At 65.4% G+C, this 22,591-nt stretch carries 19 protein-coding genes and 1 pseudogene; 10 read left to right on the forward strand and 10 right to left on the reverse strand.

The window, feature by feature from the left end; all coding sequences use genetic code 11:
- Positions 1 to 43 precede the first annotated feature (43 nt).
- Positions 44 to 283, forward strand: coding sequence for an NAD(P)H-quinone oxidoreductase subunit O (ndhO, locus tag KQ310_RS05680; RefSeq protein WP_259720797.1), 240 nt, complete (start codon positions 44 to 46; stop codon positions 281 to 283).
- A 39-nt stretch (positions 284 to 322) separates the two neighbouring features.
- On the opposite strand, the gene KQ310_RS05685 is transcribed toward ndhO, so the two are convergent.
- The 3 genes from KQ310_RS05685 to KQ310_RS05695 form a co-directional block, all read right to left on the reverse strand.
- A complete protein-coding gene (locus tag KQ310_RS05685; protein ID WP_259720798.1) occupies positions 323 to 1,066 on the reverse strand; it encodes a J domain-containing protein in 744 nt (247 codons plus the stop codon).
- 135 nt (positions 1,067 to 1,201) lie between these two features.
- A complete protein-coding gene (locus tag KQ310_RS05690; RefSeq protein WP_259720799.1) occupies positions 1,202 to 2,830 on the reverse strand; it encodes an iron uptake porin in 1,629 nt (542 codons plus the stop codon).
- Positions 2,831 to 3,212: 382 nt separating this feature from the next.
- Entirely contained in the window at positions 3,213 to 4,799 is a 1,587-nt protein-coding gene (locus tag KQ310_RS05695; RefSeq protein ID WP_259720800.1) for an iron uptake porin, read from the reverse strand.
- A gap of 146 nt (positions 4,800 to 4,945) precedes the next feature.
- Between KQ310_RS05695 and KQ310_RS05700 the strand changes: the two genes are divergently transcribed.
- From KQ310_RS05700 to KQ310_RS05710, 3 genes are all read left to right on the forward strand, one after another.
- Positions 4,946 to 6,502 (forward strand): glycosyltransferase family 39 protein, encoded by a 1,557-nt coding sequence (locus KQ310_RS05700; RefSeq protein ID WP_259720801.1) that lies wholly within the window; start codon positions 4,946 to 4,948, stop codon positions 6,500 to 6,502.
- 4 nt (positions 6,503 to 6,506) lie between these two features.
- Positions 6,507 to 8,240, forward strand: a complete 1,734-nt coding sequence (locus KQ310_RS05705) for a DUF2079 domain-containing protein (protein WP_259720802.1) — start codon at positions 6,507 to 6,509, stop codon at positions 8,238 to 8,240.
- A gap of 196 nt (positions 8,241 to 8,436) precedes the next feature.
- Entirely contained in the window at positions 8,437 to 10,977 is a 2,541-nt protein-coding gene (locus tag KQ310_RS05710; protein ID WP_259720803.1) for a Mur ligase family protein, read from the forward strand.
- Positions 10,978 to 11,444: 467 nt separating this feature from the next.
- Here the strand turns inward: KQ310_RS05710 and cynS are convergent, their stop codons facing one another.
- Positions 11,445 to 11,894, reverse strand: a complete 450-nt coding sequence (gene cynS, locus KQ310_RS05715) for a cyanase (RefSeq protein WP_259720804.1) — start codon at positions 11,892 to 11,894, stop codon at positions 11,445 to 11,447.
- A gap of 612 nt (positions 11,895 to 12,506) precedes the next feature.
- Between cynS and KQ310_RS15985 the strand changes: the two are divergent.
- Positions 12,507 to 13,064 (forward strand): annotated as a pseudogene (locus KQ310_RS15985) (dihydroxyacetone kinase subunit DhaK); the annotation flags it as partial.
- Positions 13,065 to 13,423: 359 nt separating this feature from the next.
- Positions 13,424 to 13,741, forward strand: coding sequence for a DAK2 domain-containing protein (locus KQ310_RS15990; protein WP_399237761.1), 318 nt, complete (start codon positions 13,424 to 13,426; stop codon positions 13,739 to 13,741).
- A gap of 16 nt (positions 13,742 to 13,757) precedes the next feature.
- On the opposite strand, the gene KQ310_RS05725 is transcribed toward KQ310_RS15990, so the two are convergent.
- The 3 genes from KQ310_RS05725 to KQ310_RS05735 form a co-directional block, all read right to left on the reverse strand.
- A complete protein-coding gene (locus KQ310_RS05725) occupies positions 13,758 to 15,314 on the reverse strand; it encodes a class I adenylate-forming enzyme family protein (RefSeq protein WP_259720806.1) in 1,557 nt (518 codons plus the stop codon).
- A gap of 82 nt (positions 15,315 to 15,396) precedes the next feature.
- Positions 15,397 to 15,906 (reverse strand): DUF1993 family protein, encoded by a 510-nt coding sequence (locus KQ310_RS05730; protein ID WP_259720807.1) that lies wholly within the window; start codon positions 15,904 to 15,906, stop codon positions 15,397 to 15,399.
- A gap of 55 nt (positions 15,907 to 15,961) precedes the next feature.
- On the reverse strand, positions 15,962 to 16,300 hold the full coding sequence (locus KQ310_RS05735; protein ID WP_259720808.1) for a translation initiation factor: 339 nt from the start codon (positions 16,298 to 16,300) through the stop codon (positions 15,962 to 15,964).
- On the opposite strand from KQ310_RS05735, the gene KQ310_RS05740 reads away from it, so the two are divergent.
- Both KQ310_RS05740 and trpB read left to right on the forward strand, forming a co-directional pair.
- Positions 16,299 to 16,568: a hypothetical protein gene (locus KQ310_RS05740; protein WP_259720809.1), complete on the forward strand. Its 270-nt coding sequence runs from the start codon at positions 16,299 to 16,301 to the stop codon at positions 16,566 to 16,568. The genes KQ310_RS05735 and KQ310_RS05740 overlap by 2 nt on opposite strands.
- A gap of 40 nt (positions 16,569 to 16,608) precedes the next feature.
- Positions 16,609 to 17,886, forward strand: a complete 1,278-nt coding sequence (trpB, locus tag KQ310_RS05745; protein WP_399237738.1) for a tryptophan synthase subunit beta — start codon at positions 16,609 to 16,611, stop codon at positions 17,884 to 17,886.
- Position 17,887: 1 nt separating this feature from the next.
- Here trpB and KQ310_RS05750 read toward each other — a convergent pair whose 3' ends face one another.
- The 3 genes from KQ310_RS05750 to KQ310_RS05760 all read right to left on the reverse strand — a co-directional run bounded on the left by KQ310_RS05750 (position 17,888) and on the right by KQ310_RS05760 (position 20,467).
- Positions 17,888 to 18,946 carry a hypothetical protein gene (locus KQ310_RS05750; protein ID WP_259720810.1) on the reverse strand — a complete coding sequence of 353 codons (1,059 nt, stop codon included), beginning with the start codon at positions 18,944 to 18,946 and terminating at the stop codon, positions 17,888 to 17,890.
- A 54-nt stretch (positions 18,947 to 19,000) separates the two neighbouring features.
- A complete protein-coding gene (locus KQ310_RS05755) occupies positions 19,001 to 19,990 on the reverse strand; it encodes a heat-inducible transcriptional repressor HrcA (protein ID WP_259720811.1) in 990 nt (329 codons plus the stop codon).
- A 75-nt stretch (positions 19,991 to 20,065) separates the two neighbouring features.
- A complete protein-coding gene (locus tag KQ310_RS05760; RefSeq protein ID WP_399237741.1) occupies positions 20,066 to 20,467 on the reverse strand; it encodes a rhodanese-like domain-containing protein in 402 nt (133 codons plus the stop codon).
- A 28-nt stretch (positions 20,468 to 20,495) separates the two neighbouring features.
- Here KQ310_RS05760 and KQ310_RS05765 point away from each other — a divergent pair, with 28 nt between their 5' ends.
- Positions 20,496 to 22,070: a DUF3352 domain-containing protein gene (locus KQ310_RS05765; RefSeq protein ID WP_259720812.1), complete on the forward strand. Its 1,575-nt coding sequence runs from the start codon at positions 20,496 to 20,498 to the stop codon at positions 22,068 to 22,070.
- Positions 22,067 to 22,579, forward strand: a complete 513-nt coding sequence (locus KQ310_RS05770) for a histidine phosphatase family protein (RefSeq protein ID WP_259720813.1) — start codon at positions 22,067 to 22,069, stop codon at positions 22,577 to 22,579. The genes KQ310_RS05765 and KQ310_RS05770 overlap by 4 nt, the downstream gene beginning before the upstream one ends.
- Positions 22,580 to 22,591 lie beyond the last annotated feature (12 nt).

Below are 22,591 nucleotides of genomic sequence, written 5' to 3' on the forward strand. Positions count from 1 at the left end.
TCCTAGCCTGGCTCCAGACCAGCAGCCACCGAAGGCTGAACCCATGACCGACACCATCACCAGCCCACCTCCGTTGAAGAAGGGAAGCCTGGTGCGGGTCGACCGGGCCGCCTACTGCGGCAGCCTTGAGGCTGCGGCCAGTGATCCGGCGCCTCCCGCCTATCTGTTCGAGGGGCCCGGTGAGATCCTGCTGATCAAGGGCGACTACGCCCAGCTGCGCTGGTGCCGCCCCGTGCCTGACGTCTGGCTGCGCCTGGATCAACTGGAGGCCTACCCCGCCTGAGCCCGATACGGTTCATCCTTCTCAGAGTTCCAGGCCACCTCAGAGTTCCAGGCCGCGCCGTTCCTGCTTCAAGCGGCTGCGGCGCTGCTTGGCGTCCCGCAGCATTTCGCGGCCGTCGTGTAGATAGCCGTCCACATACCCCATGGTGTAACGCTCCAGTTCCTGCAGGGCGTCCTTCACCTGACTGAGGCAGTGATAGAGGCTGAGGCCAAAGCCCTTGGCCGAGGCGGGACAGGGCCGTGAGCCAAACAGTGCCTCCACCTTCTCGATCTTCGCCTGGCTCTGGGCCAGAAAGGCGCAGAACGCCTCCATCAGCTGATCGTCGTAAGGATCGGCTGCCAGCTCCCTCAGTTGGGCAGGAAAGGGATTGATCACCTGGCCGAGCAACCGATCAATCGGTGCGTACACCTGCTGCAACCAGGTCAGCAGCAGGCCATCGTCGTCGCCGCCGCTGCGTGGCGCTGGCCGTCGAGCGGCGCGAGCGGCCTCGGTGGCAGCGGCTGTGGCAGCAGCTGTGGCAGCGGCAGCCGTTGCAGAAGCCGTTGCGACGGATGTCGCCGCCACCAGAGCGCGATGGCCGTCGTAGCGCCGGCGCCGTTCACCATCGCCCAGCACTTCCCAGGCGGCGTTGAGGGCCAGGATCGTGTCGTCGCCGCCCCCGGCGTCGGGATGGTGTTGCTTCACCAGGGCGCGGTAAGCCGCCTTGATCTCGGCGGAGGTCGCGCGAGTCGACACCCCCAGCACGGCATAGAGATCCCGGGATCCAGCGGCGGACTGGGGCAAGGCTCGGCAAACAGCAGGCTGCCATCATCGCCAGCGGGCCTGCCCACCCACGAGGCGGCCATGAAAAAGGCCCCCAACTGGGGGCCAGGCGCTCGGGTGGCGCAGGTGTGAGGGATCCGGGAGAGGGCTCTGGACTCAGAACTTGAACTGGGTCTGGACCAGTCCACCAAAGACGTGGTTGGTCTCACCTGAGGTGGTGAACTGACCGTCGGGGCGGCTGAGGTAGAAGATCGCCGGGGTGACGCTGATGTTGTCCGTCACCTGGAACTTGTACCACCACTCCCACACATAGTTGCCGTCCTGCGGGGTGTTGCCGTCCCGCAGGCTGGTGGCGAAGACCGGCTGACCCACGGCCATGCCGAGTGCATTGCCCTTGGCGAAGACATCAGCCCACTCCAGCCCCACGGACCAGGACTGGCTGGCATCGATGTTGTTGGCGGCATCAAAGCCTTCGGAGGATCCGGCCTGGGTGAGGGAGTTGTAGCCCCAGCCCGCGCTGATCGAAGGCACCCAACCGGAATCGATCGGCTGCCAGGCCGCGGTCACGGCGAAGTTGTTGGAATAGGCGGAATCATCCGAGCCGCTGGCCGGGCAGGGCTGGTTCTGGTTGGCGAACTGGCTGCCGCGGCGGAAGTTCTGGCCGCACTGGCCGTAACGCCAGGCGAATGCAAGCGCCCACTGGGGAGCCGCCACACCGATCTGGGTGGTGAAGCTGCCCTTGCTGCCGTCGGTGAACAGGCCACCCTTCTCAGGATTGCCTTCGTTACCGCTGGGACCGATGTAGCTGGTGGAAGCGGCGAAGTAAGGATTTCCCTTCTTCACGTTCTGCTTCCACATCAGGCCGAAGGCAGCGCCAGTGGCCTTGTTGTAGGTGCCAGGAGCACCGTGCAGGGTAAAGACGTCCAGAATGTTAGTGCCGCGGCCGCCATAGAACGACGGACGAATCGCCAGAAATTCCGTATTACGGGCCCGGCCGCCGATCAGAGCGGTGAAGGAGCTGCCGATCGGGAAGCGGTAGTAGAGACGATCAATTTCCACAGCACCAGGGCCAGCCGAGGGGCTGAAGGCCCGGTCCAGAGCCATCAGGCTGAAGGGCTTGCCGCTGAAGGGGCTGTTATTGAAGTCGCCGCTGCGCAGGCGGGTGTACAGCAGATCCTTGCCGGTGAAGCTGGTGGAGAGATTCAGACGCACGTCGTAGTTGAAGACGGTGGCGCCGAAGTTCTTGCTGTTTTCATCCGGGCTGCGGTCCCCGAGGTTCTCGCTGCCACCGAAGCTGTTGGCACCCAGCACGAAGACCGTGTCACCGGACAGCTTGGTGGTGGTGGAGAACTGGGTAGCCTCGAGCTCACCCACCTTGGCCTCAAGACCGTCGACGCGGCCCCGGAGCACGGCGAGTTCCTTCTCGAACTCCTTCATCAGGCGCTTGAGCTCGTCGGTCACCTCGGTGATCCGATCGAGACAGGCGTTCAGCAGGGCCGCCGCTTCATAGCGGGTCATGGCCTGGCCGCCTTTGTAGGTGCCGTTCGGGTAGCCGGCGACGCAGCCGTAGCGCTCGATCAGGTTGCTGAGCGCCTGATAGGCCCAGTCGGTGGGGCGCACATCGGAGAACTGGTTGATGCTGGTGACCTGCTCCTGGCCATCCACCACCTCAGCCTCGGCGTAGCGATTCACGCCGGCCAGATTGAGATCGGCGGCTTGCACAGCCAGTGGGGACAGCAGGCCCAGGGCCGCTGGCGCCAGAAAAAATTGCTGGAAAGGTTTCATCGAGATCCTCACACCAAATTGAGGGGGCCAATCCAATGGATCAGCCGCGACATCCTTACAGACACAACAGCGGAGTGCCTTCGCTGCGAGCACAGACCGAAGTGCCCTGGGATACCTAATCCAGCCCCGAGCAAGAACAGATTCGCAGCATAAAAAATCCCGGCGAGACAGGCCCACCGGGACAGAACAAACGAGGCGAAGTAATGCTGGGGTGCTTACCGATTGCGAGGGCTGAAGGATTCCAGGCGCTTTAAATGCAGCTAGGCGATGTGTGAGAGGAGCCGAGTGCTAGCGCCAACGGAATCAGCAGTCAACGTCAAGAGGAAGGAAGCAAGCAGGAGAGCACGGATGAGGCACTCTCCAGGCCAACTTCAGACCTGAATCAGAACTTGAAGGTGGTCTTGACCAGACCGCCGAACTGATTGAAGGTGTCGCCGTTGAACTTCTGGATCTGACCCAGAGGAGCGCTGAGGTAGTAGATGGCCGGGGTGACGGAGATGTTGTCGGTCACCTGGAACTTGTACCACCACTCCCAGACGTAGTTGCCGTCGTTGGGGCTGTCACCCAGGGCGTCCTTGATGTCGCTGTCATCACCGAAGCTGGTGATGAAGGTGCCCTGACCAACCGCCATACCGGCGGCGTTACCCTTGATGAACACGTCTTCCCACTGCAGGCCGACGTACCAGGACTGGCTCTGAATGCCGTCGAAACCGGCGAGGTCATCAGCGGTGTTGTAACCGGTGATGCCCCAGCCAGCGCTGATCGAGGGAACCCAGCCAGCCTCGGAAGGCTGCCAATAGCCGCTCACGCCGATGGAGTTGCTGCTGTCGAAGCCACCGAACTCACTCACACCCACGGCGAAGGGAGTACCAGCAGCAAACCCGATGCCGTTGGCATAGGTGTAAGCCACGGCCAAGCCCCAGTTCTCAGCGGCATAGCCGATCTGAGCGGTTCCGGTCTGGGCCGAACCATCGGTGCCGATACCACCGATGTTGGGATTGCCTTCGTTACCGTTGGCGGCGACGTAGTTGAGGCTGACGCTCCAACCATCCTTCTGCCACCAGATACCTGCACCAGAGCCCAGGTTCAGGCTGTAGGCGGCAGGAGCACCGGCGTAGGTGAAGAAGTCGAGAACGGTGTCAGCGGGATACACGCTGGGCCACATGGCCAGCATGTCGTCCTGACGGACGCGACCACCGATGGTGACGGTGAAATCGCTACCAACCGGGAACTGATAGAACAGGCGGTTGATGTTGACCTGGTTGTCAGAATCGTCTTCCTGGAAGGCGACTTCCAAGGCGCTCAGGGGGTTGGGAGCGAACTCGTTACCACCCAGGTAGGTGGTGTCACGGAAGTTGCCGGCGCGCAGACGGGTGCGCAGCAGATCCTTACCGGTGAAGCTGGTGTCGAAGTTCAGCTGAACGTCGTAGTTGAACGTCGTGGCGCCCAACTCAGAGCGGTACTGATCGCGGATGGCGGTGGCGTCGCCGTTGAAGCTGTTGGCGCCCAGAACGAAGGTCGCCTTACCATTCAGCTTGGTGGTGGTGGAGAACTGGTTCGCTTCCAGCTCACCCACTTTGGCCTCGAGACCGTCAACGCGGCCGCGGAGCACGGCGAGTTCCTTCTCGAACTCCTTCATCAGGCGCTTGAGCTCGTCGGTCACTTCGGTGATCCGGTCGAGGCAGGCGTTCAGCAGGGCAGCCGCTTCATAGCGGGTCATGGCCTGGCCGCCTTTGTAGGTGCCGTTCGGGTAGCCGGCGACGCAGCCGTAGCGCTCGATCAGGTTGCTGAGTGCCTGATACGCCCAGTCGGTGGGGCGAACGTCGGAGAACTGGCTGATGCTGGTGACTTGCTCCTGGGAGGCGTACTGGTTGACGCCGTCCAGGTTGAGGTCGTTGGCGTTGGCGGCCAAGGGGGCCAGCAAGCCAAGGGCCGCAGGAGCAACCAGCAGTTGCTTAAAGAGTTTCATGGGGTCCTCACACAAAAGGCGCAATGCGCCGACCCGAAGGATGGCGGCAGGCGATGCAGCCGACAAGCACCGCTGTGCCACTCCCGCCAATGACCAACGGCCTGGATCTCTGGACATAGGGTGAACGCCTGCTGCCGGGCCCGGGGATGCACCGATCCAGAGACCCGGGTCCCTGGCTGCCCCTGGGGCTGGGAGCCGCGCTGCGGCTGGTGCAGATCTGGATGCCGATCGTCGGAGTCCACAGCTGGCGCCAGGCGGACACGGCGGCCATGGCACGCCACTTCGCCGGCAACGGCCTCGTGTTCTGGCTTCCCCAGATCGACTGGGCCGGGGCCTCTCCCGGCACCGTGGAGAGCGAGTTCCCGCTGTCTCCCTACCTGAGCGCACTGCTCTATCGCCTGTTCGGGGTGCACGAGTGGCTGGCCCGCGGCCTGGCGGTGGTCTTCAGCCTGCTGACGCTCTGGCTGGTGATCCGGATCGGCCGCCAGCTGTTAGGCCCCAGTGCCGGCTGGTGGGGGGGCCTGTTCTTCGCCGTCTTGCCCAGCAGCGTCTATTTCGGCCGCAGCGTGCAGCCGGAGCCCCTGCTGATGCTGCTGGCGGCGCTGGCCTTCGAGCGGCTGCTGGCCTGGCGCGAGCAGCGGCGGCGCCGCGACCTGGTGCTGAGCTGGCTCGGTTTCACGGGAGCCTGCCTGCTCAAGGTGTTCCCGCTGCTCTGGCTCGGGCTGCCGATGCTCTGGATCTGGCTGAGGCAGCGCCCCCGTCGGGCTGCACCGCTGGGCCGGACTGGTGGCTGGCTTGGTGGCTGGGCTGGTCCTCTGGTCTTCAGCCTGGCCACCGTGGCCGTCACGGCCATTTGGTATTGGCATGCCTACCGGCTCGGACAGGCCAGCGGGCTGAGCTTCGGCTTCTGGGGCGACGATGTCGATCGCGCCAACCCGCTGGAACTTCTCGGTTGGAAGTACTGGCTGGAGCTGTTGCTACGCATTGCGGTGCGGAACCTGGCTGTGCTCGGCGTGCCGCTGCTGGTGCTGGGCCTGGCGGCAGCGCCGGCCCGGGGGGGCGCCTCCCTGATCGTGGGCCTGGCCGCCGTACTGGCAGCCGGAGCGCTCGCAGCGCGCTCAAGCGCCGTGCACGAGTACTACCAACTCCCCCTGATGCTGTTTGCCTGCCCGTTGATGGGCCTGGGCTGGGAGCAACTGCGGCAGGGCTGGGCAGCGGCGCCACGCCAGTGGATCGCCTTCGGCGGGCTGGCCCTGCTGCTGGCCAGCAGCCTCACGATCCTCTCGCTCGACTACTGGCGGGTGGAGCGCCAGCAATGGCGGCAGCTCGGCCCGCTGGCGGCAGCAATCCGGGCCACCACAGCGCCGGGCGATCGCATCGTGTCTGTCACCGGTCCGGATCCCACCCTGCTGAACCTGGCCCAGCGGCAGGGTTGGCTGGTGAGCCCCGCCAAGGTGAGTGCCAAGGCAATCCGGCGCTGGCGGCGCCAGGGGGCCGTGGCGCTGGCAGGCAGCCTGGACACGATCGAGAGCTTCCGCCCCTTTGAAAGCGGGCCTGACAAGACGGCACTGGTTCAGACCCTCTGCCAGCTCCACCAGAACGCCGCCGGATCAGACTCCAAAATCGGTGCCAGCTCCGTCTCCCCCTTGACGACCGCCTGCCCCTGGCCTCGGCAGAGCTGGTATGTCGTGCCACTGAACTGAATTCATGGACCCACAGGAGGCCGCCGCCCTCGGTCAACCATCGAGGCCTGCCGCCACGCCAAAGGAGCAGGCAGAGCGGCACGCACCCAGCCGAAGCCAGCGGCAGATCCAGGCCACACGACGGGTGTGGATCGCCGCGGCGGTCTTCGCGGCCGTGGGCCTGCTGCTGCAGTGGTGGCGCCTGAGCGTGCTCACGGCCTCTTATGACCAAGGCATCTTTCTTCAGGTGCTCGCCAATGGCTGGCGCGGCCATCCCTTCGAAAGCACCCTCTCCTCACAGTTGTCGACCAACGTGGTGCATGGCGGCGAACTTCCCGCCCTTGGGTACCACCGCCTGGGCCAGCACTTCACGCCGATCCTGGTCCTGTGGATTCCGCTGGTGCGGCTGCTGGGCCTCTGGGCCCTTCCCCTGATTCAGGTGGGGCTGGTCACCGCCGCCGGCCTGGTGCTGCACCAGCTGGCTCGCAGGCGCCTGGAGCCAGGGCTCGCCGCCTGGATCGCCTTCAGCTTCTTCGCCGCCAACGCCGTGGTCGGCCCCACCTGGGGCAACTTCACCGACCTCTGCCAGCTGCCGCTGGTCTTCTTCCTGCTGATCCTGGGCCTGGAGCGTCGCTGCCTCTGGCAGATCGTCCTGGGGGCCCTGGTCATGCCGCTGATCCGGGAAGACACAGGGGTCTTGCTGGTGGGGGTGGCCCTGTGGCTCGTGGTACGCCAACGGCAGCGCTGGCCCCTGGCCCTGGCACTGGCCGCCTACGGCGGCGGCTGGGTGGTGCTGGTGACCAACGGGCTGATGCCCCTGTTCAGCGAGGACAATTCGCGCCGCTTCATGGTGGAGAACTTCGGCCAATACCTGGGCGAGCGGAATCAGGCCAGCAGCCTCGAGGTGCTGCTGCTGGTGTTGCGTCAACCCCTGATCCTGCTGCGGGAACTGGTGAGTCCACCCGGGCAGACCCTGCGCTACCTCCTGGCCCAGGGCCTGCCGCTGATCTTTGTGCCGCTGATCGCCCTCGACAGCTGGCTGCTGATGGGCCTGCCACTCCTGGGGTTGCTGCTGGCCCAGGGCACCAACAACCCCCTGTCGATCAACATCCGCTACACGTTTCTGGTGGTGCCCGGTCTGTTCAGTGGAGCGGTGTTCTGGTGGGGGCGTCACGGCGCCGTCTTCCATCGCCGCCATCTGAAGGCTGTCTGGAGCGGTGCCCTGCTGCTCTCCCTGCTGTTCGCCCTGAGCGCCAATCCGAATCGGAGCCTGTCCTTCCTCATCCCGGACAGCATTCACCCCTGGGTGTATCAGGCTCCCTGGCGGCAATGGCAGCATGGCCAGGCAGCGCGTCGGGCCCTCTCCACGATTCCGGCAGAGGCATCGGTCGCTGCGAACACCCCCCTGGTGCCTCTGCTGGCCAGCCGGCCGGTGGTGGTGCGCTTTCCCTATGCCGAGGCCTACCAGGATCGACAGGGTCAGGAACGGCCGGTGGACTGGATCGCCGTGGACGTGGACTGGCTGCAGCGCTATGCCGTGGCCTTTCCTGGTGACGAGCAGCAATATCGCAAGGTTCGCAAACGGTTGCGCCAACTGGTGAACGAGCAACGCTATGGGATCCGACAGCTTGAGGATGGTGTGGTGGTGCTGGAGCGGGGAGCACCCTCCCGAAGCAGCGACCAACGACAGCTCAAACAGCTGCTCAGCCAAGGCCAGGATGACACTCAGGCCGAGAGCAAGTCAGACAAGGTGAGATGAATCAGTCGACAAACAACAACAAACCAGACCGCTGTTCTCCTTGCCCCCCTGGCGACACGCCCCTGGCAATCCTGAGCATGCAGGCACGACGCAAGCAACCCCAGCAGGAGGCAACGGCGGGGAATCCTCCCGATAATCCTCCCGATGCAGCTGGGGGGAAAACCAAGCCGGCACAGACTCTTCAGGGAGGTTGATCATGCGTCTGTTCAACCATGATGCGCTGAGTCTCGGACCGGTCTCAGCCCAACGGAGGCTGGATGTGGCCGCTCACGCCTTGGCGCTGACAGCCCCAACGGATCGGATTCAACTGCCATCGGCATTACAGGAGATCTTTCCGCTGGCCTATCGACATCTCAGGCGCGCTGGCCTCTGCGTGAGCGATGACGTCGTCTGGGACATGCAGCTCAAGACAGGCATCACAGAAGAGATCAGCGAACTATCCTGCCATCACTTCGGCAAGGAAGAACACCGCTACTTTCCAGACCAACGCCGCCATGAGGCAACGAAGAGACTAGGCAATCGAAACACTTTTCTTCAGATCGCACGTGAGCTCGGCCTGCCGGTGCCGAAGACACTCTGCGTCGATCAAGGAGAAGAGATACCAGAGCACAGCATCCGAGCATTCGCGATGCCTTGCCTGTTCAGATCCGCAGGATCGACAGAGGACACAGCAGCGCGCCCCTGCGTCTCTCCTGATGAGGTGTTCAGGCTCAGGCAGCGCCTGGGGCAAGCAAACGGTTTTCAACTCCAAGAAGAGATCAAGGCGCAGCAATTACTCCGGGCTCATTATCACATGGACGCCAGAGGCTCCGTGGAGCTGCACAGCGTCATCGCGATCGACAAGAAGAATAAGAACACCGCAAGATCAGTTTCGAAATCAGGCTATGACCTCACATCGACGCTTACACCGCTCCTGCAAGTAGCGGGCGAACTCGGCTACCAGGGCATGATCGGGATTGATCTGGCGATCATGGAAGACGGCGAGAACCTTGCCTGCGTGGTTCTGGATTGCATTGCAGGCTATTCCCGATCAGCCTATGCCGCCAGTATCGCTCAACGGGTTGGGAGCTCCCAGTGGAGCATCAGCATTCAAGACTGGCGGGGCGCATCCTTCCAGTTGGAACACTTGCACGAACTCGAACTCAGACCAGAGCGTGATTATGGAGTCATTCTGCTCGGATGGGGGAAAATGATGAGCGAGCAGCTGGACATCCTTGTGATCGGCAAGCCATCACAGCGCAAAACGATCAAGGAACGACTCACAACGCTGCGCAGACAAAGCCTGGATCAGAAACAAAGAATCCTGCTCAGTGGACCGGAACTCAGCCGTGCCACAGGCGGCCAGTGGCGCCACTGCCTGATCAATACCCCAAACCTGCGCAGCGTCAGCTTTTATCGCCCTCATATCGTGGCCGGCGACCTTTTCATTGACCTTGTCAACGATCGCAGCAGCACAGACCATCGACAGGATGATTTTCTCGCCGATGCACACCAACGCGGTGCCTCAGCCATCCTGACAAGGCTATCAGCAACAGATCCTGACCTGGGACCTGTACTGGAAGTCAATCACGCCGAGAAGGCGCTACAAGATCTTGCCATACACAGCAGACTTGCCTACGAAGGATGGACCGTTCTGATCACAGGATCACACGGCAAAACAGGCTACAAGCTTCAGCTTCATCACATCCTCGGAGCAGAATCAGGACGTTTCTGCCTGGAAAACAGCCTGAATCAAGAACGATCAGTGCTGCGAGCGCTGTGTTCCACCACTGGCCAGACACAAATCAACCTTGTCGAAGTTGCTATTCCTGGCCCAGGATACGCCGAGCTGAGATCCCAGCTTCTCAGGCCAGACATGGTCGTGATCACGGGAATCAGCGCTGAGCATATGCGGCGCCATCAAAGCCTACGCAACCTGATTCGGAACAAAGCCGCTGCCGTGAGCCACATGCGCAGCCACGGAACCGCGATCCTCTGCTCAGATGGCCCCCATGGTTCAAGGCTGAAAGAAGAGGTGGCAAGACGAACAAGGGGAAGGATCCTGACCTTTGGAAGCAACGACGCTGCCGATGCCCGCGTGCTTCAGATCGACGTCACAAGAACTCATCAGAAGGTCAAGGTCGACGTCATGGGAGAAATGATTGAGTACGCAATCCCAATGCTAGAAGACTATGCACCATCAATGTCCGCAGGAGTCTTGTTAGCCGCAAAGATCTTGGGCCAGCCTCTCATGGAGTGCGCCGATCGATACGGGTCGGCCAGAAATTATGAAACCAGTGGCAAACTTTACAGACTAAGCCGAAAACAAGGCTCCACGTATCTCTACGACCAAACCAGGCGAGGCTACTTTGAAGGCTTTCTTTCGATGTTTCGCCTTGCCGCAAGGATCAATGACCACGAAGACAGAGCTCGTCGGAAAATTGCCGTGATCACTGAATTCTACAACCTGGAGGACAATAAAGATTATCGCTACGACATTGCCACGGCCGGAAAACTGCTGAAGGCCGCCGAATTCGACATGATCATCACAACCCATCGCTTTCCCTGCCACTCCCAGACCCTGCCTGGCACGGCACTCCATCAGCACATCGAGAGCTTGGAGCAGCTTACGGATACCCTCAACCAGATCCTGCAAGATGGCGACTTCCTCTTCATGCAGGGGGTTTGGATGGCAGAGCTGGACAAAGTGAGCAGTCAACTACTTCAGCAGAGCGACGGCTATGAATGTCTGTACTGAATGCTGCCATACCAGAAGTCGCACCAATCGCTCTGGCCATGCCATCGCAATCCTTACCCACAACTACGCCCAGCAGAGTAGAGGGACCACTAAATCATGAACAGCTGAACCAAAGCCGGCGGCAGAGCCAACCAGCCATACTGCCTCTCAGCATTGCAGCCTCTCAGCATTGCAGACCAGTCGCTTTCAACCGAGTGCGCCAAAAGGTTGAAGACCAATATAAAACTGCTCAATACCGCTAGGGAGAATCTGGACAACCCACGAAAATGCTCGAACCAAGGCCTGAGGCTCGTGCCCCTGTCTTGACGGCAGTTTCTCAACAGGGGGTTTCCAGAGCATCCCTAGCAGGAGCGCGAAACTAGCCTACATCAATCCATTGGAGCACGGAGAATCCTGCCGATGCCGCCTCAGTTCAACACCCATGACCAGGGGCGACTCTGGCCGCTGGGCCTACCAGCAGCGACTGATCACCACTTTTTATAGGCCAGGAACTTGCCACACATGGTGATCTTCACCCGATCGCCAGCGGGATTTTCTTCTTTGTCCACCTGCAGAGTGAAGTCGATTGCGCTCATGATGCCATCGCCAAACTTCTCCTGGATCACATCCTTGAGCGGCATGCCGTACACCTGCATGATCTCGTAAAAACGATAGATCAAGGGATCCGTGGGAATGACCGGATCCAGCGATCCCTTGGTGGGGAACTCCTGCAAGGCAGCGATGGTTGCTGCATCCAGATCCAGCAGCTCCCCCAGTTGGATCGCCTCGTCCGCCGAAGCGGTGGCCTGGCGATAGAACAGGGACGCCACCCAGACTTCGTCGCGACCGAGTTTTGCGCCCAGGTCGGCAAAGCTCATGTCCTTGGCTTTTTTGGCAGCCAGCAATGCAGGGATCATGGTGTCTTGGTTTGCAGTCATGAACAGGGGTTGTCGTGATGTCCGCCACCGCATCAGGCCACTGGATCAGCCCGTCGCATCAGGTCGTGCGATCGGATCAGGACCTGGCGTCAGTTGCGAAGATCAGACTATCGATTGATCGGCGCACATTGCTGGCATCAATCACTACAGACCAGGGTCTCACCAGGCCAGTTGGATGTGTTTCATCCAGACATCTCCCGAGACGTTTCATCCAGACATCTCCCGGTGGTGTGAATGGCATGCGATCGACCTGTGTGGGCCGCCACTGGTTCATACCCTCACCCCCTACATTGCATCTCCTACCTTCGCCGGCCATTTGCATTTCAACCAGCCTCCTCCCTGATCTTCCGGCAGCTCGACGCCGCCGACAGCCGAAATCACTCGCTCACCCTTGCCACCGCCACGACGAAGGCATCAAGGCCTGCGACTGACCGATGCTCGCGTCACGAGTCCTTCGCGGCTGGCGAGAGAAATGGATGGGGAGAGAAATGGATGGCACAGCGTGAAGCTGCCATGCAACTCCTGGGGTGCCACAGCAGCACGGACCATGCTGAGGCTGACGATCTGGACGGCCCCATTCAGGATCTCAGAACATGACGCACCTGATCACCGATGCCAGCCGCTTTGCGGCCTAGGCCAAGGCCGGTTTCGTGGCGGCGAACCACCGTCGGATCCGGCCACTACCCCGCATTCATGGGTCTGGTCGGGATGGGCATGACCGCCGCTGCCGCCTGCGGCAACATCTTCGCGTCGCCGTCGTCGGGTCAGGTTGTCAGTGTGAGCCGGGAGGTGGAGCGGGGCGCCGGCGTCCTGCTCGCCTTCGGCAACTACACCGGCGACATGCTCCAGTTCGGCCTGGCGGCGGAACGCCTGCGGGCCGAGGGCCACGACGTGCGCATCGGGGCGGTGAGTGATGACATCGCCAGCGCGCCCTTAGCCGCCATCGATCAGCGCCGTGGCATCGCCGGCGGGCTGGCGGTGTACAAGGTGGCCGGTGCGGCGGCCGAAGCCGGCTTGGGCCTGGATGCGGTGGCGACCAATCTTCAGGCCAGGGGCGTCCGGATCGTCGATGCGGAATGCGGCGAACTGGTTACCAGCCTGGAGATGGCCGGGGTGTCCCTCAGCCTGTTCTGGCTCGACGATGAGCTCGAGCCGTTCTGGCAAGCCCCAGCTGATAGCGCCGCCTTCCATCGCGGCGAGCCGACTCCCAACCCCACGAACACTCCAGAACCGGAGACCGGCGCTGCCGCGCAGACCCCGCTGGCGCCAGCACCTCACCGTGGGGCCATGCCACCGGCCCGGGGCGATCAGCTGATCTGGGCCCGCCGGGTGCTGGAGGGCCTCCACCAGGCCCAGGCAGCGCTGGTGGCCAGCCAGCTGGAGCTGGGTCAGCTCGATGCCGTCGCCGGCGATGGCGACCATGGCCTGGGCAAGGTGCGGGGTGTCGGTGGTGCGGTGGCCGCTGCCCAGCGGGTGGTGGACGACCAGGGCAGCGCGGCGGCAGCTCCGGTGCCCTCTGGGGCCTTGGTCTGGCGGCAGCCGGCAATGCGCTCGCCGCAGCAGATCCATTGGATTCGGAAGCCCTGGCTGGGGCCGTCGCCACCGCCCTTGGCGCCATCCAGACTCTCGGCAAGGCCCAGGCCGGCGACAAGACCCTGGTCGATGCCCTGATCCCCTTCTCGGAACGGTTGGGCAGCGGAATCGCGCAAGGGGAGCCGGCAGCCCAGGCCACAGCCGCCCTGCTGCCCCGACTCGGCCGGGCCCGATCCCATGGCAGCAGGAGCGTCGGCCACCCGGATCCGGGCGCCGTCTCCCTGGCGCAGGTGTTGGTCGCCGTTCAGGGCTGAGGCTCGACTGGGCTCCTCAGGGGGTGTGCAGGCTGGCGGCCGCCAGCTGCCGCAAGGCCAGCCGGTCGGTCTTGCCCACCACATTGAGGGGCATCGCCTCAAGGCGGCGGATCTCCTCGGGAGCCTTATAGCCCACCCGCGCCCGGGCAAAGGCGATCAGCTCCTCGTCCGGTGGCGCCGCGACTCCCGGCCTCAGCGTCACATAGGCGCGCACGTTTTCGCCATGCACCGGATCCTGGATGCCGATCACTCCCGCCAGGTCCACCGCCGGATGCTCCTCCAGGGCCTCCTCCACATCCTGGGGGCAGATGTTCGAGCTGTCGTGCAGGATGATCTGCTTGCGGCGGCCGCAGAACCAGAGATAGCCATCGCCATCGAGCCGCATCTCATCGCCGGTGTCGACCCAGCCGGCCTGGATCGTTTCGGCGGTGGCGTCCGGGTTCTCCCAGTACTCCACCATGATGGAGGGGGCCTGGATCCAGAGCCGACCCTCTTCTCCGTCGGCAACCTCGCGGCCGCTCTCGTCCCGCAGTGACCCGCTGAAGCCTGGACACAAGCTGCCCACTGAGCCGATCCGGATCTCGCCGTTCGGCGGCGCCAGGGTGGCGAAGCCGATTTCACTCATGCCGTAGCACTCATCGATGCTGAAGCCGGCAGCAGCGCGAAATTCCTGCTGCAACTGATGGGGCACCTTGTCGCCGCCGCTGATGCACAGCCGGATCGATTGCAGGTCTGTCGATCGCAGCCGCTCATCCCGCACCAGGCCGAACAGCACCGCCGGCAGAATCAGCAGCACCGCCGGCCGGTGACGCCGCAGCAACAACTCCAAAGAGGGGCTGTCGATGGTGCTGGCGACCACCGCCAACGCACCCGCGCTCAGCGCCGCCAGGACCAGGCCGGAGGAGGCAATGTGGGCCAGGGAACTGCCGGCCAGCACCTCCTCGGTGGCCTTCAGCTCCAGGGCCTGCACCAGCGAGGCCAGCAGGGCGCCGAAGCTGGCGCGGCTGTGGGTCACGCCCTTCGGTTTGCCGGTGCTGCCGGAGGTGAAATAGATCACGCACGGGTCAGTGGCTTCCAGCGCAGGCCAGGGCTCTGGGGTGCACGGGTTGGTGCCTGGCGTGGCCTGCAGCAGATCAGCGAAGCCGGTGTGGTCATCGATCCGGATCAGGCCCAGGGGCAGTTGGGCCGCCACACGACTGGCCGCCACGTCGGCCTGGCGTTCGTCGTGATACACCAGCGCGGCCGCCCCGCTGACCGCCAGGGCATGGTCCATCTCCGGTGGCATGTAGCGGTAATTGAGCGGGGTCAGCACCAGCCCACTGCGCAGACCGGCCAGGTAATGCACGATCAGATCCACCCGGTTCGGGATCAGCGAAGCCAGCCGATCGCCCCGCTTCAGCCCCAGCTGCCGGTAGGCCCGCGCCAGGGCCTCGCAGTCGCGCTCCAGTTGCGCCCAGCTCAGCGACCGCTCCAGATCCTGAAGCGCCGGCGCTTCAGGATTGTGCTCCAGCCCCAGGGCCAGGAGCGTATCGATGGCGATCGGCTGGAGCAGGGCGGGGCCATGGAACGGCATCGGCAGGGCCTGGCTCGAAGGGCTCCCTGCAGCCTGCCCGATCCGCCCGGCTGTGTTCAGGGGTTGTGTTCAGGAGAAGGGGTCAGGGTTCGCCCAGAAAGTCGCGCTTGCCGAGAACGACGCCGTTGTGGCGCAGGATGTTGTAAGTCGTGGTGACGTGGAAATAAACATTCGGCAACACAAAGCTGCTCAGAAAGGGCCACCCCAGCATCGTGATCGTCTGATCGCGGCCGATCGGCACCGTGATCTCCCGTTCTTCCGAGCCGTTCAACTGCTCCACCGGCGCGCTTTCCAGAAAGGCGATCGTGTGCTGCAGCCGCCCGATCAGTTCGGCGAAGCTGGTTTCGTTGTCCTCCACCGCCGGCGCTTCGGATCCGGCCAGCCGGGCGACCCCACGCCGGGCGATGTCCGAGGCGATCTGCACCTGGCGCACCAGCGGGAACATGTCGGGATAGAGGCGGCTCTGCAGCAGCACCGCCGGATCGATCCGGTGGGCTTCCGCATGGGCCTGGCCCTTGGCAAGCACGGCGGCGAGATTGGTCAGCGTCCGCGTCAGCGGCAGGATCGACGCGTCGACCATCGTGAGTTGCATCGGGAGGACGCGCTGGCGGCTTTGAGGGCCCACAACCCTAGGGGGCCTGACCGAATCATCCCCCCGCCTGCTTCGGCCGAAAGCCAGCCTGCTCCAGGGCGCTCAGGGCTGCAGCCACCTGATCGCCCTGCAGTTCGATCACGCCATCTTTGAGGGTGCCGCCGGTGCCGGCGGCGGCCTTGAGCTGCTTCAGCAGGGACCGGGTTGCAGCCTCGCCGATCTCCAGCCCGGTGATGGCGGTCACCAGCTTGCCGCCCTTGCCCGCCTTGGTGCGTTGCACCCGCACCCGCTGCTGGGCGCGCGGCAGGGCGGCGGCGTCCCCGGCACCAGCGCGCTGCAGGCTTTCCGGCCGGCTGACGCCACTGCTGAATTCGGTCCAGCCCCCCTTGGCCATGGCTCCGCTGTTCGCTACCACCCACTCCAGCGCACCGCCGTTCCACTGCGCCAACGCCCCCACCGTGGATCTTCCCCCCCTGCAGCTGGAAATGGTGCGGATCGGCCTGCAGGGCGAACCTGCCGCGGCCCTCTGCCGCAACGCGCCGCTGCGGCCCGACAGCTTGCGCAGCTCCGTGTCCGGATCGACCGATTGCACCCTCGAGCCGGGCTGGCTTCGTATCGATAACCCTGCCGGCTGGCCGGTGGCGCCGCCGCCGCCGCCCTGAGCACGGCTTCCTACGCTGGTTCCACCCCGTCCAGCCGCCGGTGACCAGCACCCTGTCTGCTCAGACCCCCGCCCCGGGGCAACCCGATGCCACGGCTCTCCTCGATGTGGCGGCGCGGCCCACCCCGGCCGGTCGTTTCGGTCGCTACGGCGGCCAGTACGTGCCCGAAACCCTGATGCCCGCCCTGGCGGAACTGGAGCAGGCTGCAGCGGAAGCCTGGGCTGATCCAGCCTTCACCGATCGACTCCATCACCTGCTGCGCACCTACGTGGGCCGGCCCACGCCCCTCTACGAGGCTGAGCGACTCACGGCCCACTACGCCCGCCCCGAAGGCGGTCCGCGCCTCTGGCTAAAGCGGGAAGACCTCAACCACACCGGCGCCCACAAGATCAACAACGCCCTCGGTCAGGCGCTGCTGGCCCTGCGCATGGGCAAGCAACGGATCATCGCCGAGACCGGCGCCGGCCAGCACGGCGTGGCCACCGCCACCGTCTGTGCCCGCTTCGGCCTGGAGTGTGTGATCTACATGGGCGCCGAGGACATGCGCCGCCAGGCTTTGAACGTCTTCCGCATGCGGTTGCTGGGGGCCACGGTGCAGCCCGTCACCGCGGGCACCGCCACCCTCAAGGACGCCACCAGCGAGGCCATCCGCGACTGGGTCACCAACGTGGAGACCACCCACTACATCCTGGGCTCGGTGGCGGGCCCGCATCCCTACCCGATGCTGGTGCGCGACTTCCATGCCTGCATCGGCCGGGAGGCGAAGGCGCAGTGCCAGGAGGCCTTCGGTCGCCTGCCGGATGTGCTGATCGCCTGCGTGGGCGGCGGCTCCAATGCCATGGGCCTGTTCCACCCCTTCGTGGAGGACACGTCCGTGCGCCTGATCGGGGTGGAGGCCGCCGGCGACGGTGTGGCCACGGGCCGCCACGCGGCCACGATCACCGAGGGGCGCGTCGGGGTGCTGCATGGCGCCATGAGCCTGCTGCTGCAGGACAGCGAAGGCCAGGTGCAGGAAGCCCATTCGATCAGCGCCGGCCTCGACTACCCCGGCGTGGGCCCCGAACACAGCTACCTCAAGGAGATCGGCCGGGCCGAATACGGTGCCGTGACGGACACCGAGGCCCTGCAGGCGCTGCAGTTGGTCTGCGAACTCGAGGGGATCATTCCAGCCCTCGAAACCGCCCATGCCTTCGCCTGGCTCGAGACCCTCTGCCCCACCCTCGCCCCGGGCACCGAGGTGGTGCTCAACCTCTCCGGCCGCGGCGACAAGGACGTCAACACCGTGGCCGAGAAACTGGGCGGCCGGCTGGAGGGCTGAGTCAGAGGGGATCTTCTTCCCAGGCGAAACGCGGCAGGCGGCGCAGGCCGTCCTGCATGCTGCGGGCCCAGATCTCCATCGAGCGGCCGATCTCCGGGGCCCCCTTGGACAGCTTGATCCGGCGCGAGATCCGCAGCTGATCGCGGGGCATCAGGGCCACCTCAAACGGTGGGCCCACCGTGAGGTTGGAGCGTCGCGTGATGATCTGGGAAATCAGGCACAGGCGCGCCGCATCCTCCAGGGACAGGCCGCAATGCCCCACGAAATCAAGCGGAGGCTTGCCGTACTTGCTTTCACCGATCTGCAGGAAGGGGGTTTCGCGGGTGGCCATCACCGCGTTGCCCTGGGGGTAGATCAGATACAGGCCATGGCGATCACCGCGGATCTGGCCGCCCAGGATGAAGCTGGCTTCAGCACTGGCTCCCGACTGCCGCAGGGTATGGCCGTACTCCTGCTGGACCGCGACGCTGACGCGGCCCACGTAGTCGGCCGCTTCAAACAAAAAGCGGGCGCTGAGCAGGTCCGGCAGGGACTGGTCCCGCAGACCCACGGCCTGCCGGTCCACTCCCTCACGATCCAGTGCCTCCCGGTCCAGTGCCTCCCGGTCCGCTGCCGCCCGGGCGGAAGAGCTCCCGGCTTTGACGGAGCTGGTCACCGCAGCGAAATCAGCGGCCCGGGCGGCGAGCGGCCCGGCAGCCGGTGCCGAGGAGCCTGCCATGGCTTCAGGACTGATGATGCAGGAATCGGCGAACACCTTGGTTTCCTGTGGTGGTTCGCTGGGCTGTTGCATCAGGCTGATGCCAGTGCCCACCGCAGGGCCACTGCCCACGCCAGGGGGACTGCTCACACCCTTGGCCAGCAGGTCACGATGGATCCGGTTCAGCACCGCCTGGGTGGTGGCGAGGTTGCCGGCGGCCAGAAGCACGAACAGCCGGTCTTCGGACGGCTGAAACACGTGCATCTTGCTGTAGGTGGAGATGTAATCCACCCCGGCGTTGGTCCGGGAATCAGATGCGAAGACCAGCCCCGAATCGAGAAGAAAGCCGACGCAATAGGTCATTCCGGGGTCGGGAGGGAAGAGGGGCGGGCAGGGGCAATCCGGAAGCCGCAGCCCTCAGCTGAGCAGGCGTTGCAGGATTGAGGCTACCGATCGGACCGTCGCCCGAGCCGTGGCGTACGCCATCCGCATCGGTCCGATCAGGGCAACATGGCCCAGGCCACCATCGCCGCTGCGATAACTGGCCTGCACCACGGCGCAGTCATGCAGAGCGACGTGGGGATGTTCGCGGCCGATCCAGATCGCGTCGCCTTCGGGGCCCAGCACCTGCCGCGGCCGCTCTTCAACCAGTTGCACAAGTGGCCGCAGGCTGGCGGTACGGCTGAATTCCGGCTGTCCAAGCAGGCCCCCCAGCCCGATCGCCAGGGCGTTATCGGAATCATCGGCATCGCTGCTGGCACGGCTGGCCAGGGCCTGGCGCAGCACCCGGCCGCTGCGCTGCAGCTCGCGCGGCAACTGTTCCCAGGAGATGCCCGGCTCCCCCGGCCGGCGCAGTTGCTGGTTGGCCCAGCGCTCCAGCACCGGCAACTCCAGCTCCGTTTCGCCCGGCAGGCGCACGTTGAGGCTGGTGGCCACCGCAGGGGCCTGCACCAGAAACACCAGCAGGCGATCGCGGCTGCCCATCAGGCGGATCGCCTGAAGCTGCGGCTCGGCCCGTTGCGGCCGGGTGATCAGGCTGAGCAGCCCGGTGAGATCGGCCAGCCGCCGGCCGAGATGGCGTAGCAGATCGTCCAGGCTGGCCCACTGAAGGCTGAGGCCGGTGAGTTCACGCTCCAGTTGCAGGGCAGCCGCACCGGGGGCGGGCAGCAGCTGATCCACATAGGTGCGGTAGCCCCGCTCGCTGGGGATCCGGCCGGCGGAGGTGTGGGGCTGGGTGAGCAAGCCCCGCTGTTCCAGGGCGCCCATTGCCGATCGCACCGTGGCCGGGCTGGCGGGCAGGCCGAAGCGACGCACCAGGGTGCTGCTTCCCACCGGCTCCATCGTGTCGACGTAGTGCCTCACCGTGGCTTGAAGCACCTGCTGTTGGCGGCGGGGCAGGCTGTCCACGGGAAGGGGCCGGCACGGACCCGGTCAGACTGGCATTGAGCTTAGAGAGCCTCCAGGTTCTGCGCCAGGCGGAGGTCAGTAGCGGGGCACGCCGGGATCCACCAGCACGCTCCAGGCGTCGATGCCGCCCCGCAGATTCCAGACCCGCTCATAGCCCTGGGTTTCCATCAACCAACAGCCGAACTGCCAGCTCCGCACGCCGGCATGACAGAGCACAACGATGTCAGCCCCCGGATCGAGCCGCTGCGGCAGCTCGGCCAGCCACTCCTGGGAGCGGCTGAGCGGCAGATGCAGCGTGGGATGGGACAACTGGGCCAGCGCCAGTTCCTGCTCCTCCCGCACGTCCACCAGCTGCAGGGGGCGTTCCGCCTGCAGCCATTGCTGCAGCTCACTGGCGCTGAGGGAGCTCGGGCTGGCGGAGGCCATGGCGTGGGGGGTGGCGCTGGGGAGTGGGCGGTCAAGGTAAGGGCTGGGCATCAAGATGGGGCCACCTTGCGTAGGGCGCATGAAGGCCCGCCCCTTCCTGGCGGTCGTGCTGTTGGTGGCGGTGTTGCTGCTGAGCCTCGGCCTGGCGGGCTGGTGGCTCGTCTGGCAGCGCAGCCCCCTCCAGCTCCAGCGTCAGCCCCTGGTGGTGCCGCTCTCGGCCCGCTTTGTGCCCCGCACCGCCCCCCTGGCCCTTTACCTGCTGGCGGATGGCAACCAACCGGTGGACTACGCCCGCGCCGTCGCCCCCACCCGCCAGCGCCGACCATCAGTCGAAGCTGTGGCGCGCCTGCGGGATGGCGCCTTCGCGGCTGCCGGAATCGACTACAGCGGGGAACTGGCCGAGTGGATCGGCCCCGAGATCAGCCTCGCCCTGCTGGAGACCGGCGCCGATCGCGGCGACACCGGCTGGCTGCTGGCCCTGCGCAGCCGTGATGACCAGGGCGCCCGCCGTTTCCTGCAGCGCTTCTGGCAGACCCGCAGCCTGGCGGGCACCGACCTGCAGATCAGCCGCTACCGCGGCATGGGCCTGATCAGCGGCCGAGGAGCCCTGCTGGGTCAGGAGCCCGCCCCCCTGGCCACGGCCCTGATCGACGATGACCTGGTGCTGATCGGATCGGGCCGCGGCGTGCTGGAGCAGGCGCTCGACGTCTCCCAGATCGACGAACTCAACCAGGCCGCCAGTTCCCGCTTTCAGCAGCAGCTGCAACAGCTTGAACGGGGCGTGGTTGTGGTGCAGGCCCGACCCGACGCTCTGCAGCGCTGGCTGGGCCTGCCGGCCTCCCTCGCCGATGACAGCCAGGTGACGGATCTGGTGGCCGCCCTGCGGCCCGAGGGCACCGATCTGGTGGTGGATGCCCTGTTGGGCTGGAAGGAGCCTGGCCTGCAGCTCGATCCGGCCGAACCGGAGGGGCCCCTGAGCCAGCTGCGGGGCTCCTCGCGCCAGCTGATGCTTCTGCAGAACCCAGCCAGCCTGCTGGCCTCACCGCTGGCACCGGCGCTGGCACCCCTGGCAGGGTCGCCGGGAGTGGAGTCGTTGCCGGCCCTGGTGGCGGCCCGTGATGCCGGCCCCCTGCTCTGGAACGAGACCGCCGATGGCTGGGTGCTGGGCACAGCGGCCGACCGACCCGCTCCCGCCGACCTGGCGGCCGATCTGGAGCGGCAGGGTCTGGTGATGGCGCCTCTGACACTCGCCTCCCGTGGTGCCGACCCGGTGCAGGTGTGGACGCGGCTGAGCCTGGCGGACGGTCGTGGCGATCGGCAGCTGCAGGCCTCCCTGGCCGGCGCCCGCAGCCAGTCCGGTGCGTGGGCCTGGTGGGGGCAGAACCTGGCAGTGCTCGACCGGCAGCAGTCGGCTCGGGGGCTGCCCCATGCTCGCCTCGAGCAGTTGGCTGCCCTGGCGATGCCCTCGGCCCCATTGCAGCGGGCCATGGCCGCCGCTCCGGCCCGCGACTGGATCGAGGGCTGGCAGCCCTGGCGACTCCTCTCCGGTCTGGCCGGCAGCCGCCTGAGCGAACCGGTGCAGGGGGCCTCGTTCGCGGCCCAGCCCGACGGTGAAGCGCTGCACCTGCGCGCCCGCCTGGAGCTGGCCGGATGAGTAAAGGGCGAGAACTGCTGCTGCTTCGCCACGGCATCGCCGAGGACCGTGCGCCGGACCGACCAGACGCGGGGCGCGGCCTCACCCCCCGGGGCGATCGCCGCACCCGCGCCGTGGTGGAGCGCCTCTGCGCCCTGGATCTGGGCTGCGAGCTGCTGATCACCAGCCCGCTGCTGCGCGCCCGTCAGACCGCCGCCATCGCCGCCGGTCTGGGCCTGGCGCCGCAGCCGCTGGAGGCGCCCGAACTGGCCCCGGAGGCCGATGCCGCACCCCTGCTGGAGCGCTGCCTGGCTGGCGATGGCAAACTGCCCGCCTGGCGCCGGCTGGGTCTGGTGGGCCATGAGCCCGACCTCAGCGCCCTGGTGTCCCGGCTGATCGGCGCACCCCTGGAAGCACTGGAGCTGCGCAAGGCCGGCGTGATCCTGCTGGCCCTGCCGTCCCGGGGACTGCCCTGGGGCCGCAGCGGTCTGAGGCTGCTGCTCTCGCCCCGCTGCCTGCTGGCGTCCTGAGCTTCCCCTGGT

Origin of the sequence: Synechococcus sp. CS-1328 (genome assembly GCF_025128095.1) — a bacterium.
Lineage (GTDB): Bacteria > Cyanobacteriota > Cyanobacteriia > PCC-6307 > Cyanobiaceae > CBW1002.

Coding starts and splice junctions, on each gene's coding strand:
- ndhO (WP_259720797.1), top strand. CDS start 44: ATGACCGACACCATCACCAGCCCACCTCCGTTGAAGAAGGGAAGCCTG.
- KQ310_RS05690 (WP_259720799.1), bottom strand. CDS start 2,830: ATGAAACCTTTCCAGCAATTTTTTCTGGCGCCAGCGGCCCTGGGCCTG.
- KQ310_RS05695 (WP_259720800.1), bottom strand. CDS start 4,799: ATGAAACTCTTTAAGCAACTGCTGGTTGCTCCTGCGGCCCTTGGCTTG.
- KQ310_RS05700 (WP_259720801.1), top strand. CDS start 4,946: ATGCACCGATCCAGAGACCCGGGTCCCTGGCTGCCCCTGGGGCTGGGA.
- KQ310_RS05705 (WP_259720802.1), top strand. CDS start 6,507: ATGGACCCACAGGAGGCCGCCGCCCTCGGTCAACCATCGAGGCCTGCC.
- KQ310_RS05710 (WP_259720803.1), top strand. CDS start 8,437: ATGCGTCTGTTCAACCATGATGCGCTGAGTCTCGGACCGGTCTCAGCC.
- cynS (WP_259720804.1), bottom strand. CDS start 11,894: ATGACTGCAAACCAAGACACCATGATCCCTGCATTGCTGGCTGCCAAA.
- KQ310_RS05725 (WP_259720806.1), bottom strand. CDS start 15,314: ATGCCGTTCCATGGCCCCGCCCTGCTCCAGCCGATCGCCATCGATACG.
- KQ310_RS05730 (WP_259720807.1), bottom strand. CDS start 15,906: ATGCAACTCACGATGGTCGACGCGTCGATCCTGCCGCTGACGCGGACG.
- KQ310_RS05740 (WP_259720809.1), top strand. CDS start 16,299: ATGGCTCCGCTGTTCGCTACCACCCACTCCAGCGCACCGCCGTTCCAC.
- KQ310_RS05735 (WP_259720808.1), bottom strand. CDS start 16,300: ATGGCCAAGGGGGGCTGGACCGAATTCAGCAGTGGCGTCAGCCGGCCG.
- KQ310_RS05750 (WP_259720810.1), bottom strand. CDS start 18,946: ATGACCTATTGCGTCGGCTTTCTTCTCGATTCGGGGCTGGTCTTCGCA.
- KQ310_RS05760 (WP_399237741.1), bottom strand. CDS start 20,467: ATGCCCAGCCCTTACCTTGACCGCCCACTCCCCAGCGCCACCCCCCAC.
- KQ310_RS05765 (WP_259720812.1), top strand. CDS start 20,496: ATGAAGGCCCGCCCCTTCCTGGCGGTCGTGCTGTTGGTGGCGGTGTTG.
- KQ310_RS05770 (WP_259720813.1), top strand. CDS start 22,067: ATGAGTAAAGGGCGAGAACTGCTGCTGCTTCGCCACGGCATCGCCGAG.